The organism is Glutamicibacter uratoxydans (genome assembly GCF_006539925.1).
GTDB classification, from domain to species: domain Bacteria; phylum Actinomycetota; class Actinomycetes; order Actinomycetales; family Micrococcaceae; genus Glutamicibacter; species Glutamicibacter uratoxydans.
The window spans coordinates 251,275-269,956 of record NZ_BJNY01000002.1 but is presented as its reverse complement, the minus strand read 5'-3'; the positions used below and the strand labels follow the sequence as shown (position 1 = coordinate 269,956).

At 60.0% G+C, this 18,682-nt stretch carries 16 protein-coding genes; 7 read left to right on the top strand and 9 right to left on the bottom strand.

Annotated features, from left to right (window positions below):
* Positions 1 to 149: 149 nt before the first annotated feature.
* Positions 150 to 1,490: an MFS transporter gene (locus AUR04nite_RS03045; protein ID WP_141361791.1), complete on the bottom strand. Its 1,341-nt coding sequence runs from the start codon at positions 1,488 to 1,490 to the stop codon at positions 150 to 152.
* Positions 1,491 to 1,595: 105 nt separating this feature from the next.
* On the opposite strand from AUR04nite_RS03045, the gene AUR04nite_RS03040 reads away from it, so the two are divergent.
* The 3 genes from AUR04nite_RS03040 to AUR04nite_RS03030 all read left to right on the top strand — a co-directional run bounded on the left by AUR04nite_RS03040 (position 1,596) and on the right by AUR04nite_RS03030 (position 4,776).
* Positions 1,596 to 2,090: an acyl-CoA thioesterase gene (locus tag AUR04nite_RS03040; RefSeq protein ID WP_246055306.1), complete on the top strand. Its 495-nt coding sequence runs from the start codon at positions 1,596 to 1,598 to the stop codon at positions 2,088 to 2,090.
* 180 nt (positions 2,091 to 2,270) lie between these two features.
* On the top strand, positions 2,271 to 3,062 hold the full coding sequence (locus AUR04nite_RS03035; RefSeq protein ID WP_141361789.1) for a cyclase family protein: 792 nt from the start codon (positions 2,271 to 2,273) through the stop codon (positions 3,060 to 3,062).
* Between the two features lie 61 nt (positions 3,063 to 3,123).
* Positions 3,124 to 4,776, top strand: a complete 1,653-nt coding sequence (locus AUR04nite_RS03030) for a thiamine pyrophosphate-binding protein (RefSeq protein WP_141361787.1) — start codon at positions 3,124 to 3,126, stop codon at positions 4,774 to 4,776.
* Positions 4,777 to 5,462: 686 nt separating this feature from the next.
* Here AUR04nite_RS03030 and AUR04nite_RS03025 read toward each other — a convergent pair.
* From AUR04nite_RS03025 to AUR04nite_RS02995, 7 genes are all read right to left on the bottom strand, one after another.
* Positions 5,463 to 6,188, bottom strand: a complete 726-nt coding sequence (locus tag AUR04nite_RS03025) for a transporter substrate-binding domain-containing protein (protein WP_246055304.1) — start codon at positions 6,186 to 6,188, stop codon at positions 5,463 to 5,465.
* 264 nt (positions 6,189 to 6,452) lie between these two features.
* Positions 6,453 to 7,877: an amino acid permease gene (locus AUR04nite_RS03020; RefSeq protein WP_141361783.1), complete on the bottom strand. Its 1,425-nt coding sequence runs from the start codon at positions 7,875 to 7,877 to the stop codon at positions 6,453 to 6,455.
* A gap of 152 nt (positions 7,878 to 8,029) precedes the next feature.
* A complete protein-coding gene (locus AUR04nite_RS03015; RefSeq protein WP_141361781.1) occupies positions 8,030 to 10,417 on the bottom strand; it encodes a bifunctional salicylyl-CoA 5-hydroxylase/oxidoreductase in 2,388 nt (795 codons plus the stop codon).
* A 51-nt stretch (positions 10,418 to 10,468) separates the two neighbouring features.
* A complete protein-coding gene (locus AUR04nite_RS03010) occupies positions 10,469 to 12,097 on the bottom strand; it encodes an AMP-binding protein (RefSeq protein ID WP_141361779.1) in 1,629 nt (542 codons plus the stop codon).
* A gap of 53 nt (positions 12,098 to 12,150) precedes the next feature.
* Entirely contained in the window at positions 12,151 to 13,038 is an 888-nt protein-coding gene (locus AUR04nite_RS03005) for an acyl-CoA thioesterase (protein ID WP_141361777.1), read from the bottom strand.
* Positions 13,035 to 13,517, bottom strand: a complete 483-nt coding sequence (locus AUR04nite_RS03000) for a cupin domain-containing protein (RefSeq protein ID WP_141361775.1) — start codon at positions 13,515 to 13,517, stop codon at positions 13,035 to 13,037. The genes AUR04nite_RS03005 and AUR04nite_RS03000 overlap by 4 nt, the downstream gene beginning before the upstream one ends.
* 71 nt (positions 13,518 to 13,588) lie before the next feature.
* A complete protein-coding gene (locus AUR04nite_RS02995; RefSeq protein WP_141361774.1) occupies positions 13,589 to 14,446 on the bottom strand; it encodes a fumarylacetoacetate hydrolase family protein in 858 nt (285 codons plus the stop codon).
* Between the two features lie 146 nt (positions 14,447 to 14,592).
* Here AUR04nite_RS02995 and AUR04nite_RS02990 point away from each other — a divergent pair, with 146 nt between their 5' ends.
* Entirely contained in the window at positions 14,593 to 15,009 is a 417-nt protein-coding gene (locus tag AUR04nite_RS02990; RefSeq protein WP_141361772.1) for a RidA family protein, read from the top strand.
* A gap of 78 nt (positions 15,010 to 15,087) precedes the next feature.
* Here AUR04nite_RS02990 and AUR04nite_RS02985 read toward each other — a convergent pair whose 3' ends face one another.
* Positions 15,088 to 15,960, bottom strand: coding sequence for a PaaX family transcriptional regulator (locus tag AUR04nite_RS02985; protein ID WP_141361770.1), 873 nt, complete (start codon positions 15,958 to 15,960; stop codon positions 15,088 to 15,090).
* Between the two features lie 343 nt (positions 15,961 to 16,303).
* Between AUR04nite_RS02985 and AUR04nite_RS02980 the strand changes: the two genes are divergently transcribed.
* Genes AUR04nite_RS02980 through AUR04nite_RS18070 form a run of 3 tightly spaced genes read left to right on the top strand, consistent with a single transcriptional unit; the run spans position 16,304 to position 18,667 of the window.
* Entirely contained in the window at positions 16,304 to 17,689 is a 1,386-nt protein-coding gene (locus tag AUR04nite_RS02980; RefSeq protein WP_141361768.1) for an LLM class flavin-dependent oxidoreductase, read from the top strand.
* Positions 17,690 to 17,700: 11 nt separating this feature from the next.
* Positions 17,701 to 18,237, top strand: coding sequence for a flavin reductase family protein (locus AUR04nite_RS18075; RefSeq protein ID WP_218024624.1), 537 nt, complete (start codon positions 17,701 to 17,703; stop codon positions 18,235 to 18,237).
* Between the two features lie 4 nt (positions 18,238 to 18,241).
* Positions 18,242 to 18,667, top strand: a complete 426-nt coding sequence (locus tag AUR04nite_RS18070; RefSeq protein WP_218024623.1) for an ester cyclase — start codon at positions 18,242 to 18,244, stop codon at positions 18,665 to 18,667.
* The last annotated feature ends 15 nt before the right edge of the window (positions 18,668 to 18,682 follow it).

Here is an 18,682-nt window from a genome sequence, read left to right as displayed (position 1 = left end):
CGAACCCTTCGCTTGATTTACTGCTTGCAACAGGTCAGGAACGTATTGCTCGAAATCCTACACGTTATGGATCTCGGCATTAATGACGTCGGGAGCTTCCCGCCATGACGGCAGGGAAGCTCCCGAGTCTCTTGAATTGTTGGACTGTCCTATTCGGTGACCAGTTGCGGAGCAGCCACGTTTTCGGACGCATCAGCCTTGATGCGTGCTGGAATCATCGCCACTGCCAGTGCGGCGACTACGCCGACGATAGCGAAGAAAATGAAGTTGAATTCAAAACTGACGCCGGTAGCTGCGATCCAACCGCCAATGATGGGTCCGGAGATTGCGCCAATTCTTGCATAGGACAATGCCCATCCTGTAGCCGTGCTGCGGCGGTTGGCAGGGTAGTAGTCTGCAATGTATCCGGTAAGCACTAAGGAGGTGGAAATCGATCCGATACCTGCGAATGCCACGAAGCAGAGGTTGATGAACATGGTGTTCGGGAACATCAACAGCAGAATTCCGCCGGCGCCCAGCAGGTAGAAGATTATGAGGATTGGCTTCTGCCCATATTTATCGGCGAGGAATCCTAGGACCAAGCCGCCAGCTGCAGAAGCTAGCGAGAAGACCAACAGGAACGTCAGCGATGAACCCAGGTCGTAGCCTGCCTTGCGCATAATCTGAGGCAGCCACGTATTTAGGCCATAGACGAGAACCATTCCGCAGAACAGGGAGATCCAGAAGAATACGGTTGATCGCAAGTAGGTCTTGGAGAATAGAGAAGTGATGGCTTCCCGCCAGGGAACCGTGTTGGTTGGCTTGGCTGGTGCGACTGGCTCGTAGTTCTTCACGTTCAGTTTGGCCGCGAGTGACTTTGCTTCGGAAATGCGCCCCTTTGCCACCACGTATTCCAAGGACTCGGGCAGCATCCAGGCGACGACTGGCAGAATCAGAATCGGGGCCGCGCCTACGGCGATGACCCAACGCCAGCCAACCATCGGCAGCAGCGCCATTGCTACGAGTGCCGCGGCCACGATGCCCAGCGAATAGCCCGAGTACATGATTCCGTAGTTCAGCGAGCGTTTGCGCGGAGCCGAGTATTCAATGGTCATGGCTGCGGCGACGGGGATGATGCCGCCCATGCCCAGGCCGCCGAGCAGGCGGAAGATTCCGAAGACTTCTGGGGTTGGCGCCAGCGCGGCACCAGCTTGGGTGATGGTAAAGATCACCATGGACAGCAACAGCATCTTCTTGCGTCCAATGACGTCGCTGAGCGTGCCGATGAACAGTGCGCCAATCAGCATGCCGATCAGCGCGTAGGCGCCCAGGGTGCCCAACTCAACGGGGGAGAGTGACCACTCTTTGTATTCAGCCAACGCTGGGAGCACTGCGCCGAAGACTCCGACGTCGTAGCCTTCGGCGAGGATTGCCATCCAGCAGGCTAAGAGTACGAATCCGGTCGTACGTTTGGGAATGTTCCATTCTGAAACCGCGGGCGAGTTACCCATGCCATCGTCCTTTTCTGTGAGGCTGGCCTGTTCTGGTGGAGCTTAGCCAGTATTATTGCGTTAAAGTGACGGACGTTACAAGATCGGTATGGAGTTAATTTTTCGATGGACATGAAACCTGTAAAAGAAAACAATGATTCGACGTCCGGACCGCACAAAAATGAAGTGCCGGAGGCTGTGAATGCATTTCTTGCCGCGGGCCTGGCCGGCGCCACGGTGGAACGCCATATCGAATGGGTGGATACCGATGCGGCGGGGCACCAGCATAATTCGGTTGTCATGCGTTTCGTTGAAGCTGCTGAAGCAAAACTCTTCAGGGACTTGGGGCTGAAGAGCTATTTTCCGACGGCCCCTCGAGTGCGCCATGAAATTGACTACCGGGCCAAGCTGTTCTTCGGCCAGTTGGTTACCGCTGTCGTGCGAGTGGACCGTCTGGGGACCAGCTCAATGTCTTTTGCCTTCGAAGTTTGGGGACATCCGCATGAGGGTCGCGGGGCAACTCTGGCGGCGGAAGGAAAGTTCATCACTGTTTGTGTTCCTGTTGGCAAGCAGGCCTCGGCCCCGTGGCCTCAGGAGATCGTCGAGGCCTTGCAGGGTTAGTTGTGTGGTGAAGAGTGAATCGAGAGGTCAGTCCTGATGCAGATTTCTGCCATGTTTGGAAAAGTTGTTTGCTGGTGTACTGGTGGCTGGTAGATTGAAGAAATTCCCCAGCGCTATGACGCTCGTCATGAACTCGCAAGACTGATTTTCCCTCACGGAATACTCGATGAAAGAGCTGCCATGTCTACTTTGAACGAACCAACCTTGAATTCTGCGCTTCTGGCATTGGCGCAGGGGACCATCCAGATTCATGATCTGACGGCGCCATTGTCTGAGGAAACTCCAACGCTGGTGCTTCCTGATCCCTTCGCAAACTTGATCGACTTCAGCATTGAGGAAGTCTCCGCCTATAACGAACCAGGCCCTTTCTGGAAGCACCACAACATCCACACTGGCGAGCACATCGGAACGCACATCGATGCCCCGGTGCACTGGATCAATGGCAAAGAAGGCAAAGATGTTTCCCAGATCGAACCGCACCGGCTGTTTGGCCCAGCCGTCGTCTTGGACTTCAGCGCAGAAGCAGCTGCCAACCCTGACTTCCTTGTTGATGTAGAGCACCTCGTAGCTTGGCAGGAGGAAAACGGGGCGTTCCCTGCCAATGCGTGGCTGTTGTTCCGCACTGGATGGGAACAGTATGACAATGACGAGCAAGCATTCCTTAACTTGGACGAGAGTGGTTCCCATACCCCTGGCTTCACCGTTGACTGCGCCAAATACATTGCAGATGAATTGGATATCTCCGGAATCGGAGTAGAAACGGTAGGTATTGACGCGGGCAATGCAGGTGCGCTGGAACCTCCATTCCCAATGCACCATTTCCTGCTTGGCGCGGACAAGTATGGAATCACCTCGTTGAAGAACCTCGACAAGCTGCCGACCAACGGAGCAATGATCGTAGTGGCACCGCTTCCAGTAGTCGGAGGAACTGGCGCTCCAACGAGAGTCTTCGCCTTGGTTGAGAACGCATAAGTTTGTTTCTGCCGCGCCTGGACTGGCAACAGCCGGTATTCATCAGAAAGGACACCTCGCAATGAACGTTGCACAGCTAGTCGGAAAGACCCTTGCGGAGCTCGGTGTAGGCCATGCATTCGGGGTGGTGGGAAGCGGAAACTTTACCGTGACCAACTCCTTGATAGAGCACGGCGTTCCGTATACGGCCACGCGCCATGAAGGCGGAGCGGCAACGATGGCTGATGCCTTCGCCCGCGTCAGCGGCAAAGTTGCGGTCCTTTCGGTACACCAGGGCTGCGGCTTGACCAATGCTGGAACTGGAATCGGCGAAGCCGCCAAGTCTCGTACGCCATTGCTGGTGCTTGCCGCAGAAGCGGCGCCCAGCGCCGTCTATTCAAACTTCGCAATGGACCAGGATGCTTTCGCCACCTCGATTTACGCGATCTCTGAACGCGTGCACAGTGCCCAGAGCGCAGTAGCCGACACCGTGCGGGCTTTCCGCACCGCGCTGAATGAACGCCGAACTGTCGTTCTGAACCTTCCGCTGAATGTACAGGCACAGGAAGCAGTTGAACCTGCTGAGCTTCCTGCAGTGCACCCGGCTCAGAAAATCCGTCCGTCGCGAGGTTCCGTCGAGGAATTGTCGGTTCTGCTAGAGAGCGCCGAACGCCCAGTGTTCGTTGCTGGCCGAGGTGGACGAGACGCAAAGGAAGAAATACTTGCCCTCGCGCGACACACTGGTGCACTGGTTGCGACGTCAGCGGTGGCCAAGGGATTGTTCAATGAGGATGACTTCAACCTGGGAATCTCCGGGGGTTTTTCGTCCCCGCTGGCGGCAGAGCTAATCTCAAACGCGGACCTGATTGTCGGGTTCGGCTGCGCGCTGAACATGTGGACCATGCGCCATGGTCACCTGATCGGTGAGAATACCAAGGTAGTGCAGATCGATCTTGAAGGCCCCGCGCTCGGTGCGAATCGACCGATTGATCTTGGAGTGATCGGCGACAGCGCACAGTGCGCGCTGGATGTTCTCTCGACATTGGAAAGCAGCGGGATGAAGGTCCGCGAGGGCTATCGAACAGCGGAGAATAAGCAACGGATTGCCTCGGAGGTCCACTGGCAGCAGGTGGACTATGACGATCAGTCGACGAAAGACGCCATCGATCCAAGAACGCTGACTAAGAAGCTTGACCAGCTGCTTCCCGCCGAGAGAATCGTGAGCGTGGATTCGGGAAACTTCATGGGCTACCCCAGCCAGTTCCTCTCTGTGCCGGACGAGTTCGGATTCTGTTTTACCCAAGCTTTCCAGTCAATAGGACTCGGACTCTACACGGCTATCGGTGCAGGGCTGGCCCAGCCAGAGAGACTTCCGGTTCTGGGCACCGGAGACGGCGGATTCCATATGGCGATAGCTGAACTGGACACCGCGGTAAGGCTCAAGATGCCGCTGGTATGCATCGTTTACAACGATGCCGCCTATGGCGCTGAAGTCCACCACTTTGGCGATGGCGAAACGAATGTAGACATGTCGTCGGTAGTCTTCCCGGAAACTGATTTTGCGGCCATCGGCCGAGGTTTCGGAGCAGAAGGAATCACCGTGCGCACCGTGGAAGACCTGGACACAGTCACACAGTGGCTAGATTCCAACCCGAGCGGCCCACTGGTGATTGATGCCAAGATCGCCTCCGATGGCGGATCGTGGTGGCTGGCTGAGGCTTTCAAGGGGCACTAGTACGTTTCAACGTGTTGCCTGTGGCTGTTGTTGACTAAGTCTCGCGTTCGACTGAAATCTAGCGACACTTGTGCTCCCACGGGGTGGCAGCAGGCTTTGTTTTGAGAATCTTGACTGTCTTTGGAACTAACAACCTGGGGTTGGAGATTGAGAGAATTTTTTCGTGTGATCTTCAGTTGGCAAACGGTAATCGCGTTCGCGATGGTGCCATTCCTTGCGTTGTGTCTCATTCTATTCATTGGAGAGCTGCGTCTGTTAGCTCTACTCATTGCATGGCCAATTACATTCGTCCACCTAATGCTCGGTGGTTGGCTCATTCGAGAATCCATGTACGGTACAGAAAACTTCAGTTCAGAAGACAGCTATGCACCGTCAGGGACCGCAAAAGGTTTTGTCATGCTGGGAGTATTTATTCTATTGCTCTTGATGAGTTTGGTAGTCACGATCATTCAGTTAGAAGGATCCCTAGACGTCATTTTTAAGGACTAAAAGATCGGTGTTCGCGCGGTAGTACTTATGGGTTACGGACATGGGAATGGAAATGCTAAATTGTGCCGCTCAGTATTGATGCCGTGTTCATGCATTCTGAACCCGAAGGGCCAATTAGCTAGTCCAACCATCCAAAGTAGGTTTGAGCGTGCTTGAAGGCAGCCCACTTCCGTGTGCTCTTGGAATGCTCCAGCTGCTCAGCCGAACCATGGCTTCTCTGCGGCCGCCAGCGTTCCGTCGTTCTTGGACATGTTCAGCCACTGGTTGACGTATTCCTGAAAGTCCTCATCGCCCAGCGGCAGCAGGTAGGCCTTCTGGGAGAAGTTGAATGGCTTGTCCGGGTGTACTGCGCAGAGTTCTGGATGCTCATTGGCAACCCAGCGGGTTTCCGAGGCGTCGGTGGTCATCACATCGGCTCGGCCGGCAATGATCTCGTCAAAAATCTTGTTGTTGTCCTTGAAGCGGATGATCTCGCCATCCGGGTAATTCGCATCTGCGAACTTCTCGTTGGTGCCGCCGATGGGAGTAATTGAACGGACGCCGGGCTTATTAATTTCCTTGATGGTGTCGTACTTGTCCACGTTCTCGCACAGGGTGATGGGAGTCTTCCCTTCGTCCAGTGTGGCTTCGCTGAAGTAGGCTTCCTGGGCACGTTCCAAGGAGATCGAGACTCCGCCGACTGCAATATCGCATTTGGACTTGAAGTCGGGCATCAAGTCTTTCCAAGTGGTCTGAATAAATTCAGGAGTGGCACCCAGCGACTCTGCGAGGCTCTTGGCCATGTCGATATCGATTCCAGTCCATTCCTTGGAATCGGGATCCAGGTATGTAAACGGCCGGTAGTCGCCTGTGGTGCAAACCTTGAGTGTCCCCGAGTCCTTGACCGCGGCCAATCGTGAATCCGAGGCTGATGGCGTTGTCACGGCGGCGGACTCAGGGGCTGGCGCTGAGCATCCCGATGCGAACAGGACTGCTCCGAGCGCAAGCAGGGGGAGGCGGAGAAATGCTGACTTTGTCTTCTTTGAACTATCTGTCATAGCTATTCAATCTATGAGTTAACCAAATCAGGCGACAAGACCTTTGATCCATTCCGAAGCTTTACCGATGACTTTTAGCAATGAAAACGGCGCTTCCTGGGCTCTCTCGTTGTGGTCCAAGGAAGCGCCGTTTACTGGGCATGCTCAGTTCTAAACGGAGGCGTTGGAAGCTTGCTGCTTGAGATTGTCCTCAGCAGGAGAAGCCGCCAGATCGTGGTTCTTCTTCGTCACCCTGTACAAAATTGCCACGACGATGGCGAAGGGGATTCCGAAGATCAGCGTCATCCTGAAGTCCTCGGTGAAGAGCGTAGTGATCAACAGAGCCGCCATGAGCACGGCTCCCAGCAGCGAACCTATCTTGGTGAAAGGCAGCTTATACTTCAGCGGCTCGCCTGTGCGTGCAGTTTCCTTGCGGAAGAACAGGTGGGTAATGAAGATCAGCATCCACGTGGCCATGGCGCCGAACATGGACAGCGCCATCATCAGGGTGAAGCCGGTTTCCGGGTTCGAAATGTACACCAGGGTTGCAACCGCCACGCCGCCTGCGGACAGCAGCAGGGCGTTAACTGGAGCACCGTTCTTCTTGACCTTACCCAGAGCCTTGGGAGCCTGGCCGGCGCGGGAGAGGGAGAACATCATGCGAGTGGATACGTAGAGCTGCGAGTTCATGGCAGACAGTGCGGCAACAATGACTACGAAGTTCAGGATCGAGTCAGCATAAGGGATTCCGACCACCTGCATGACGGTGACGAACGGGCTACCGCCGTCCAAAATGGCGTTCACCGGGGCAATGGCAAGGATTAGTCCGAGCGTCAGGATGTAGAAGAGGAACAACCGGAAGATGGTGACCTTGAAAGCCTTCTTCACAGCGATCTCCGGCTCCTTGGCTTCGCCTGCCGCTACAGCGATCATTTCGATGCTCAGGTAGGAGAAGATCGCAACGATCACGGCGAACCAGACTCCGCTGGCCCCGCCCATGAAGAATCCGCCGTCTGCCGAGTAGTTCTGGAATCCGTAGTCTCCGTCCTTGTTGCCGAAGACGAGGAAGGCGGCAATGATGATGAACGCAACGATGGCGAAGACCTTCAAGGCGGAGAACCAGTATTCCAGGGTGCCGAAGGCCTTCACATTGAACATGTTCACGCCGATCAGTACGGCTGAGAAGCCAATGACCCAGATCCAGGGCGGAACGCCGGGGAACCACATTTGCATATAGTCGCCGATGGCGGTGACTTCGGTACCCACCGCGAGCACGATGCATGACCAGTAGAGGTACTTGATCATGAATCCGGCAAGGGGGTTGATGTAGTGCTCTGCAAAGGCGCCGAAGGAGCCAGTGGTGGGCCTGGCTACGGTCATCTCCGCTAGGGCGCCCATCAGCATGACGGCGATGAGCCCGCCGATGGCGTAGCTGATCAGAACGCTGGGTCCGGCAAAGGAGATGGCGAATTTGCTGCCGAGGAACAGTCCTGTTCCGATGGCGCCGCCCAGAGCAATCATGCTCAGCTGGCGGGAAGTGAGCTGCCGGGACAACCCGGATTCACGTTGTTGGATGCGATCCATTGAAGAACTCATGGTGTCCTCTGGGTAAAAGGTAGATAGGTATCAAGGCACAAAACGGAGGGGATACTGAGCACGCGAATGGCGGTAACCTATCAGCAGTCAGAGGGGAGCGAAGCGGCGGCAGGGGTGGCCCGCCGCCGCTTCGGAAAGATAGAGAAGTTCAGCTAGGCCAGCTGGCCTACTTCCTTCTTCTCAGGGGTCCAGCGCAGGTGCGTCTGCTCCTGCTCCTCGTCCTCGCGCAGCAGCGAGAGGCGCGGGCGGACAGCGTCGGTGCGGGCTGCCGGCGGCTTGCGGCGCCCTGCCTTGTACGGCAGAGGCCAGGTGGCGCCGTCTCCCACGTACTCCTGCTCGGCCGCCGCCTGCAGGGTCCACTGCGGGTTGTACAGGTGGGTGCGTCCCAGCGCCACCAGGTCTGCACGGCCTGCCAGCAGGATGGAGTTCACGTCATCGTAGGAGGAAATGGCTCCCACCGCGATCACTGCAACGTCAGCTCCTGCGGCGACCTTGTTGCGGATCTTGTCGGCAAACGGTGTCTGGTAGCTGCGCCCGAAGGCGGGCTTCTCGGACTTGACGATCTGGCCCGAGGAGACGTCGATGAACTGTGCGCCGTGCTCAATGAACGCCGCCGCGATGTCTACCGCATCGTCTTCGGTGTTGCCGCCCTCGGCCCAGTCGGTGGCCGAGATGCGCACGCCTAACGCCTTGTCGGCAGGCCAAACTTCGCGCACCGCATCCAGCACCTGAAGCGGGAAGCGCAGGCGGTTTTCAAAGCTGCCGCCGTATTCGTCGGTGCGCTGATTGGACAGCGGGGAGAGGAAGGAAGAAAGCAGGTAGCCGTGGGCCATATGCACTTCGAGCAGGTCGAAGCCTGCCTCATCCGCGCGGCGGGCAGCAGCGACGAACTGCTCTTTGACCTCAGCCATCTGTTCTGTGGTGATTTCCTTGGGCACATGGCAGCCTTCGCCGTAGGCGATGGCGCTGGGTGCCAGCACTTCCCAGTTGCCCTCATCCAGCGGCTGGTCAATGCCTTCCCACATCAGCTTCGTGGAGCCCTTGCGGCCCGAGTGGCCGATCTGTGCGCCGATCTTCGCCTTTGACTGGGTGTGCACGTAGTCGGTGATGCGCTTCCACGCATCACCCTGCTCATCCGTGTACAGGCCGGTGCAGCCCGGGGTGATGCGGCCGATATCCGAAACGCAGACCATCTCCGTCATGACCAGGCCAGCTCCGCCCATGGCCTTGGAGCCAAGGTGCACCAGGTGGAAGTCGCCGGGGACCCCGTCCACTGCAGAGTACATGTCCATGGGGGAGACCACGATGCGGTTGACCAGCTGGGTGCTCTTTCCCAAGGTGTAGGGCTGGAACATGGCTGGGGCCTGCGTCTGAGAATCCGAAAGGCGGGCAAAGTTCGCATCCACCTTCTCGGCGAACTCGGTGTCGCGCAGCTTCAAGTTCTCGTAGGTGATGCGGCGCGAGCGGGTGAGCAGGTTGAAGCAGAACTGCACTGGGTCCTGGTCCTTGTACTGGCCGATATTCTCAAACCATTCAAGGGATGCTTGGGCGGCGCGCTGGGTGGACTCGACCACCGGGCGGCGCTCGGTCTCATAGGCTTCCAGCGCGGCATCCAGCTGCTCGTGTTCGTGCAGGCAGGCCGCCAGCGCGAGCGCGTCTTCCATGGCCAGCTTGGTGCCCGAGCCGATGGAGAAGTGGGCGGTGTGGGCCGAGTCGCCCAGCAGCACAATGTTTTCGTGGCGCCAGTGCTCATTGCGCACGGTGGTGAAGTTGATCCACTTCGAGTTGTTGGTCAGCACGTTGTAGCCTGCCAGCTCCTCGGCGAAGATTTCCTTGACCTTGGTTACCGACACCTCGTCATTGACGCCCGGAGGGAAGACCTCGTTTTCTGTGGAGTCCAGCCCGGCGGCGCGCCACACGTCTTCATGCATCTCGACAATGAAGGTGGAGCCTTCGTCCGAGTAGGGGTAGCCGTGGATCTGCATGGTGCCTGCGTCGGTTTCCTTGACGAAGAACTTGAAGGCCTCGAATACCTGGTCGGTGCCCAGCCACATGTACTTGGAGACCCGCGGGTCGAGGGTCGGCTTGAATGACTCGGGGAACTTCGAGCGCACTGCCGAGTTCAATCCGTCGGCCGCCAGCACCAGGTCGTAGTTGGCGGAGAGCTCTTCCACCGGGGGCGCCACGGTGGAGAAGCGCACGTCCACGCCGAGCTCCAGGGTGCGGCGCTGCAGCAGTTCGAGCAGCTCCTTGCGGCTCATGGCAGCGAAGCCTTGGCCGCCCACGGTGTGCATCTGGCCGCGGAAGTGGATGTCGATATCGCTCCAGCGGGCAAAGCGGCGGGACATGTAGTCCGCGACCACCGGGTCTGCGTTGCCGATGCCGCCCAGGGTCTCATCCGAGAAGACCACGCCGAAGCCGAAGGTGTCGCTGGCCTTGTTGCGTTCCCAGACAGTGACCTCGTGGTTTTTGTCCAGCTGCTTCATCAGTGCCGCGAAGTACAGGCCGCCTGGGCCTCCGCCGATAACTGCGATTTTCATGATTGGGGTCCTTTCCGGTGGCGGATCAGAGAAAGATTCGGGTGCCGGCGCCTAGTGCGCGGCCTGGGCCAGGGATTCGCGCAGCTTGAAGTGCTGCAGCTTGCCGCTGGGGTTGCGGGGCAGCTCGCTGACGAAGCGGATCTGCCGGGGGTACTTGTACGGAGCGATGGTCGCCTTGACGAAGTCCTGCAGCTCCTTGACCTTCGCGTCATTGCCTTCCACGCCCTCGACCAGGACCACAAAGGCGCAGACCACGGAGCCTCGGCTCGGGTCGGGGCTGGCGATGACCGCGTTCTCCAGCACATCGGGGTGCTGGTCCAGTGCCGCTTCCACTTCGGGTCCGCCGATGTTGTATCCGGAAGACACGATCATGTTGTCGCTGCGCGCCTGGTAGTGGAAATAGCCTTCCTCATCCTTGAAGAACACGTCCCCGGTGACGTTCCAGCCGTTGCAGACGTAGTTGTGCTGGCGCGGGTCATCCAAGTAGCGGCAGCCGGTGGGGCCGATGACCGCAAGCCGGCCCGGCTGGTTGACCGCCGCCTCATTGCCTTCGTCATCCAGCACCGTGGCGCGGTAGCCGGGGATGGCCACGCCGGTGGCTCCCGGACGGATGTCCTTGCCTGCTGCGGAGATGAACACGTGCAACATTTCGGTGGAGCCGATGCCGTTGACCAGTTCCAGTCCAGTCTCCTCCTTCACGTGCTCCCAGGTGTCTGCCGGCAGGTGTTCGCCAGCGGAGACCGCCAGGCGCAGGGACTTGAGCAGGTCCGCCTTGCCGTTCTTGAGGATGGCGCGGTAGGCGGTAGGCGCGGTGAACAGGATGGTGGCCCCGGCATCATGGGCGTACTGGGCAAGCTCCACCGGGGTGGCCCGCTCGGTGAGCAGGCTGGCTGCTCCCACGCGGAAGGGGAAGACCACCAGTCCGCCGAGGCCAAAGGTGAACGCCAGCGGGGGAGAGCCAGCAAAGACGTCGTCCTTGGTGGGCTGCAGGATGTGCCGGGAGAAGGTATCCGCGTTGGCCAGGATGTCCCGGTGGAAGTGCATGGTGATCTTCGGGACGCCGGTGGTGCCGGAAGTGGGGCCCAGCAGCGCCACGTCGTCCGCCGCGGTTTCCACCGCGGTGAACTCGCCGGACTTCGCCGCGGCCAGTGCAATCAGGTCATCCGCCGCATCCGAGCCGTAGGGGATCACCGGGTAGGCGCCGCTGCTGGCCTCCAGCGCGTCCTCGGTGAAGCGGGCATCGCTGATCAGCACCGCCGGCTTGGTCAGCTTGGCCAGCTGCGAGATTTCCTTGGAACGCAGCGCCGCCATGGTGGTGACGACTACCGCCCCTGCCTTGAGCACGCCCAGCCAGCAGGCCACCAGCCAGGCGTTGTTCGGGCCGCGCAGCATCACGCGGTTGCCCGGGATCACGCCGAAGTCCTCCGCCAGCACCTGGGCCACCTGGTTGGCGCGCCGCTGCAGTTCGCCGTAGCTGAGCTTGGAGCCGTCAGGGGCGAGCAGCGCGGTGCGCTCGGCGCCGAAGTCCGCGACCGCCTGGTCGATGAGCACTTGGGCGGCATTGAGCCGGTCCGGGTAGTGCAGCTCGGGCAGGGTGAATTCCATGGTTGGCCACAAGTCCTGGGCCGGCAGGTGGTCGCGGGTGAAACTGTCCACATGGGCAGAGCGTGATAGTCCCATTACTAATCTTCCTCTGGTGGTTGTCCGGTGTTGCGGGGGATGGCTGTTGCCGGCTACTGCTTGGCCGCGCGGATCATGCCTTCCTGGGCCACGGTGGCCAGGAGCTTTCCGTCGCGGGTGTAGAAGCGGCCGAGGGCCAGGCCGCGGTTGTCCTGGCTGGAGACGGCTTCCTGGGCGTAGAGCACCCAGTCGTCCATGCGCCCGGCCCGGTGGAACCACATGGAGTGGTCCAGGCTTGCGGTGACCAGCCCGGCATCTCCCCAGGCCAGCCCGAGGCTGCGCAGGATCGGCTCCAGGATGGTGTAGTCGCAGACATAGGCCAGCGCCGCCTTGTGGGTCAGCTCGTCATCCGGCAGTTCGGAGAACGCGCGGATCCATACCGCCTGGTGGGCCACCGCCTCGCGCTCGCCGGGCAGGTAGATGGCCTCCGGCACATGGCGCATGTCGAAGCTGCGCCCGCCCGACCAGTAGTCGGCCGCCGGGCCGTCCACATGCTTCAGCGCCTTAGCGGCGCTGGCAAGGGTTTCGGGGTCGATGTCCAGGGAGCCTTCCGGGGCCTGCGAAGCCATTTCGGAGCCGCCCTCCGGCACGTGGAAGGAGCCCAGTGCGGAGAAAACCGGCTTACCGTTCTGGAAGGCGCGGACCTGGCGGGTGGAATAGCCGCGGCCGTCGCGCAGGTGCTCCACCTCGTAGCGCACCGCTTCCAGCATGTCCACGGGGCGCAGGAAGTAGGAGTGCATGGAGTGCAGGTGGCGGTCCTCGCCCACCGACTTCATCATGGCCAGGGCTCCCTGGGCCACCATGTCTCCGCCATAGGCCTTGGGCCACGGCACATACTGCGGGATGGCGGTGAAGGCCTGGTCGAAGACCTGCGCTTCGGCCTCGGTCAGCTTGATGGCATCCAGGAAGGTCTGCGAAGTCACGGTGCTGGTGGGGTTCATGCCCGGCGGTATCCTTCCAAGGTCTCGTCGGCGACATCTGGCAGGTTGACCACGATGTTCTCCGGGGTGCGGGCAGTGAGCCAGACCAGCTCCTCGGTCACCGACATGTTCGCCTCAACATGCGGCATGAACGGAGGCACGAACACCCAGTCGCCGGCCTTCATGTCCTGGTACTGCTCGTAGTTTTCGCCGTAGTAGATGCGTCCGTGGCCGCGCAGGACATAGCCGCCGGTTTCAGCCTCGCCGTGGTGGTGCGGCAGCGAGCGGTAGCCCGGGACGTTGGAGACCTGGCCGAACCAGATCTTGGTGGCGGGGGTGTGCTGGATGCTCACGCCGGAGACGCGCACGCAGTCGCCGGACTGCGCGGTATTGGTGTCCTCGTGGCCGGCGCGGGTCACCACAGGGACCACCTGTCCGTCGGCTCCTGCATAGATCGAGTTGTCGCCCTCGGTGGCATAGGTTGCTGGTGCTTCACTCATCGGGATGCTCTTTCCTTCTAGTGGTTGGTGTGCGGGTTGTTGTTGTGCAGGACTGCTGCTGGGCTTTTTACTTAGGCGGCGGACTCGGCCGCCACGCGGATGGAAATCTTGTTGGTCAGGGTGCCGATTCCCGGGATCTCGGTTTCCAGCACGTCCCCGTCCTGCAGGAAGCGCGGGGGTTCCATGCCCATTCCGACGCCTCCCGGGGTGCCGGTCAGGATCAGGTCTCCAGGCTGCAGGGTGGTGAACTGCGAAATGTAGGCCACGAGCCGGGCCGCGGAGAAGACCAGGGTTTTGGTGTTGCCGCGCTGGACCTCTTCGCCGTTGATCCGGCAGATCACTTCCAGCCCGGCTTCCGGGTCCACTTCATCTGCGGTGGCGATGACCGGGCCGATGGGCGTGGAGGCATCGAAGGCCTTGCCCTGAAACCACTGCAGGGTGCGGCGCTGCCAGTCGCGCATGGAGACGTCGTTGGCGACTGTGTATCCGGCGATGGCTGCTGCGGCTTCTTCCGGCGTTGCGTCGGCAAGGCGCTCGCCGACGACCACCGCCAGCTCGGCTTCCCAGTCCACATGCTGCGAGTGGCGGCTGATGATTTGTGCGTCGGGGCCGGTGAGCGTATCGGCGTATTTGGCGAAGAGGGTGGGGTGCTCGGGCAGCTCGCGGCCCATTTCAAGGATGTGCTCGGAGTAGTTCAGGCCGCAGCAGATGACCTTGGCCGGGCGCGGCAGCGGGTTCAGCACCTCGATGGCGTCGGCCGGAACGGCGTCATTGTGCGCGTAGGCAGCCAGGGCGGTTTCAAGCTGCTGTTTCCACGCGCCATCGGAAAGCAGTTCAGACAGGTCGCGGGCATTCAGGGGCAGGTAGCCTTCGGATACCTGAACCGCCGCCCGGGTCTGCCCTTCCCATTGGATCGTGGCAAGTTTCATCGCTTGGTTCCTCGCTGCAGTAGTGCCGTTTGCTCATGTGTCGACTTTTTTACCGTCGTCACGTAAGCTCAATGTAGCACGCGTCACACCGACATCGCTAGAGCTGAATACGAGCGAATTTCGACAGTCGACCAAAGGAGAAGCAGATGGATGTCAAGCTGCACCGGAACCAGACCATCAACCCGTCGTCCCTGCCCAAGCCCTCCGGCTACGCCCATGGCATGAAAGCCGGCGATACCGTGTACCTCGGCGGACAGACCGCGCTGGACAAGGATATGAACATCGTTCCCGGCGGCATTGTCGAACAGTTCAAGCAGGCCTTCTCCAACGTGCTGACCACGCTGGTCGAGGCCGGCGGGCAGCCCGAAGACCTGGTGTCGGTGACCATCTACCTCACCGATGTGGATGACTACATGGCCAACGGGCGTGAGATCGGACGCCTGTGGCGTGAGATGGCTGGCACCGAATACCCTGCCATGGCGGGCATCGGCGTCAGCCGGCTGTGGCAGAAGGAAGCGCTCATTGAAATCCAGGGCGTGGCGGTGATCCAAGACCGCGCCTGATGGGCCACCTGTATTGAGCGCGACAAAGCGGCTGCGCACTACCCCGGGGTGGTGCGCAGCCGCTTTGTCGACCGGTGGCTAGGCGTCGGCGCCGATCACGCGGTCGGCATGGCGCGCGGCCAAGGGGGAGAGCAGGGCATGCAGCTGCTGGAAGACCTCTTCGGCCCGCAAGGCAATCCACCCCTCGGGCAGGTACTCGGCGGGCAGGCCCGGGTCGGAGTAGGGCAGGCGGCGCCACTGGGTCAGCAAAATCAGGTGCTCTGAAAAGGCCTGCGCCTCCACCGCGGAGCCGCCGTCGGCTTCCAGGCGCGCCTTCCAGGTCTCCAGGCGCCCCTCGTTTTCCCGCAGGAATTCCGAATACATCTGTTCCAGGGTCGAAAGGTCCCACCAGGAGCTGATGTTGTATTTAACGTCGGTGCTGCCGATGTGCTCTCCGACGAAGAATTCAAAGTAGCCGTCCAGCTCGCGGCGTTTGAAATACGCCAAGGCGGCGTCCTTGACATGTTCCGGAGCGATCCACAGTCCCGGAACCACCGAGCCGAATCCCATGCCGATGAGCGCCGAGCGGATTTTGTGGCGGATGTTCCGCTGGGTTTCCGGCACGGTGAAGGTGGCCAGTAGCCAGCGTTCTTCGGCGGTGGCGCGGCGCGGGTGGAAAATCCGTTCATCGCCTTCGGCGAAGTTCCGTAGCACCGACTGCGAAAGCGCGTAGCCGCTGCGTCCGTTGACCTGCACGCTGTCAATGACCCCACGCTTCTTTAACCGGGAGATGGAAGAGCGGGTTCCGGCGGATTCGACTCCCACATCCTGCATCAGTGCAATGATCGTGGCCACCGGCAGGGCGCCGCCGTGCTGGCGCGCATAAAGACCAAAGAGCGTCACGATCAGCTGGTGGTGACGTGGGGTGGAGGGCTCGTTGACGGCAACGGCGGTGCTACTTTGAGTCGTCATGGTCGGATTCCTACTAGTTTGTGCAAGCTTGTTCAGTTTAGTATCGCCCGACTATTTTTCCCCACACCTGCCGCTGGCGTTCGGTTCGAGGTTTGGAGGCCCTGCCGCCCAAGGTGCCTATTTCCGTGATCACTTGGTGAAATTGCCCGCCCGTAGGTTCCGTGTCGGCGGCCTGGACGCGGACGGGTCGGCAACTGGTTGGCTGTGCGCGTGCCGGGCTGGCTGGGCGGGTTTCATTTTCATCAAATTTAGTAGTTGACGCTGTGGCGCAGCACACCCTATGCTGTGATCAATAGATAAACACATAGTTCATACAGTGAACACTTGAGATGTGAGGTTACAGATGACTAAGGAAATGCGCATCTTCGCATTTGATTTCAACGGACCGGCCCACCTGTCGGCGGGCACCTGGCGCCATCCCAGCGACCGGGGGCATGAGTACACCAGCCTGAAGTACTGGACCGAGTACGCGCAGCTATTGGAAAAGGCCTGCTTTGACGGCATCTTCTTTGCAGACAACGACGGCTACCACGAGAACTACCGCGGCTCGGTGGCGGACTCCCTTAAGGACGCAGCCCAGATCCCAACCAATGATCCGGCCTACCTGATTCCGGTGATGGCATCCGTCACCAAGAACCTGAGTTTCGGGGTGACTTCTTCCACCGCCTACGACGTTCCCTACAAGTTGGCTCGCAAGTTCTCCACCTTGGACCACCTGACCGACGGGCGCATCGGCTGGAATGTCGTGACTTCCTACTCGACTGCGGCGGCACGCAACTTGGCCGGCAAAGACCAGATTGAAGCACATGCGGACCGCTATGCACGCGCCGAAGAATTTATCGACGTCGCCACCAACCTCTGGGAAGGCTCCTGGGAAGACGACGCAGTGGTGGTTGACCGTGAGAACGGCGTCTACGTTGATCCTTCCAAGGTGCACGATATCAATTACCAGGGCGAACACTTCAGCGTTCCCGGCATCCATCAGTGCGAGCCTTCACCGCAGCGCACGCCGGTGATCTTCCAGGCGGGCGGCTCGCCGCGCGGCGTGGAACTGGCCGCGAAGACTGCGGAGGCGGTGTTCATGAACGCCATCGACAAGCCGACGCTGAAAAAGCAGGTGGATGCCCTGCGTGCCAAGGCCGTGGAATTCGGGCGCGATCCCGAGCATATTGCCTCCCTGCAGATGATCACCATCATCTCTGCCGCAACCGATGAAGAAGCGCAGGCCAAATACCAGGAATACCTGAAGCTTGTTTCCTACGACGGAGCCATGGCCCGCTACAGCGGCTGGACCGGACTGGATATGTCCAGCTTCGATCCGGATAAGCCGTTGAAGGACGTGGAAGCCAAGGGCACCGCTACCATGCTCACCTTCTTCCAGAAGGTGGACGCGGAGAAGGAATGGACCCCACGCGACATCGCCGAATACATCGGCATCGGCGGCACCTCCCCGGTCATCGTCGGCGGCCCGCAGACCGTTGCCGATGAATTGGTTTCGTGGATCGAGCAGTCCGGCGTGACCGGCTTCAACATCGCCAACGCCGTGAAGTTCCAGGACATTAAGGACTTCACCGAATTCGTGGTTCCCGAACTGCAGCGCCGCGGTGTCATGCGCACCTCGTTCGCCGGCTCGACCCTGCGCGAACACCTGTTCGGCGAAGGCGTGGCCCGTCTTCCTCAGGACCACCCGGGCACCGCCCACCGCAAGCTGCAGCCAGTCGAAGCTTAAGGAGAAAAGCCATGTCGATCATCGTTACTTCGGATACCCCGGAGATTGACCCAGCCGAGTACCGCAAGGTCTTCGGCGCACTGCCTACCGGCGTCACCGCAATTACCGGCCTGACGGTCGAGGGCAAGCCCATGGGCTTCGTCGTGGGCACCTTCATGTCGCTCTCGCTGGAACCGCCGCTGGTCACCTTCTGTGTGGACAAGGGTTCAAGCACCTGGCCCACCCTGCGTTCACTGGGGCGTTTCACAGCGAACATCCTCTCGACCGAACAGCTGCCGATCTGCCGTGCGCTGTCCCGCAAGGGCGACGAAAAATTCGCCGGCGTCGACTACGAAATCGGTGAGAACGGAACCCCGCGCATTACCGGGGCCACCGCATGGATTGACTGCGAAGTCCTCTCCGAAGTTGTTGCCGGAGACCACTACATGATTGTGGGCGGCGTGGATTCCATGCAGGCCACCGAGGAAGAGGCGCTGCTGTTCCGCGGCGGCAAGTTCGGCGACTTCAATCTGTGGCCGGCCCCGGCCCCAGCAGCACAGAAGGGTTAAGACCATGTCGGAAATGTTGGAAAAAATCACCACTGCCTGGACTCGCGCCTGGAGCCAGGGCGAAACCGATGCCTTTGCCGAACTGGTCAGCGACGGCTACCGGCGCCAGTCGAAGTCGGGCCATGAAGGCCTGGAGCAGGTCATCACCCAAATTGAAGATTCACACCGTGCCTTCAGCGATTTCACTATGGAAATCCTGCGTTGCGTCGAAGGTGAAAACGAGGTCGCCATCCACTGGCGCAGCGTCGGCCGACACACCGGTGAGTTCATGGGAGTACCGCCCACCGGACGTGAAGTCATTGTCAGCGGCGCATCTTTCATCCGCTTTGCGGGAGGCAAGATCACCGAGGAAGACGTGATCTGGGATCCGCGGGAAATGCTCTCCGCCATGAGCATCTGGCACCTGGGCGATACCCGACGCCGCAAATAACCACCCGCGGGCCGG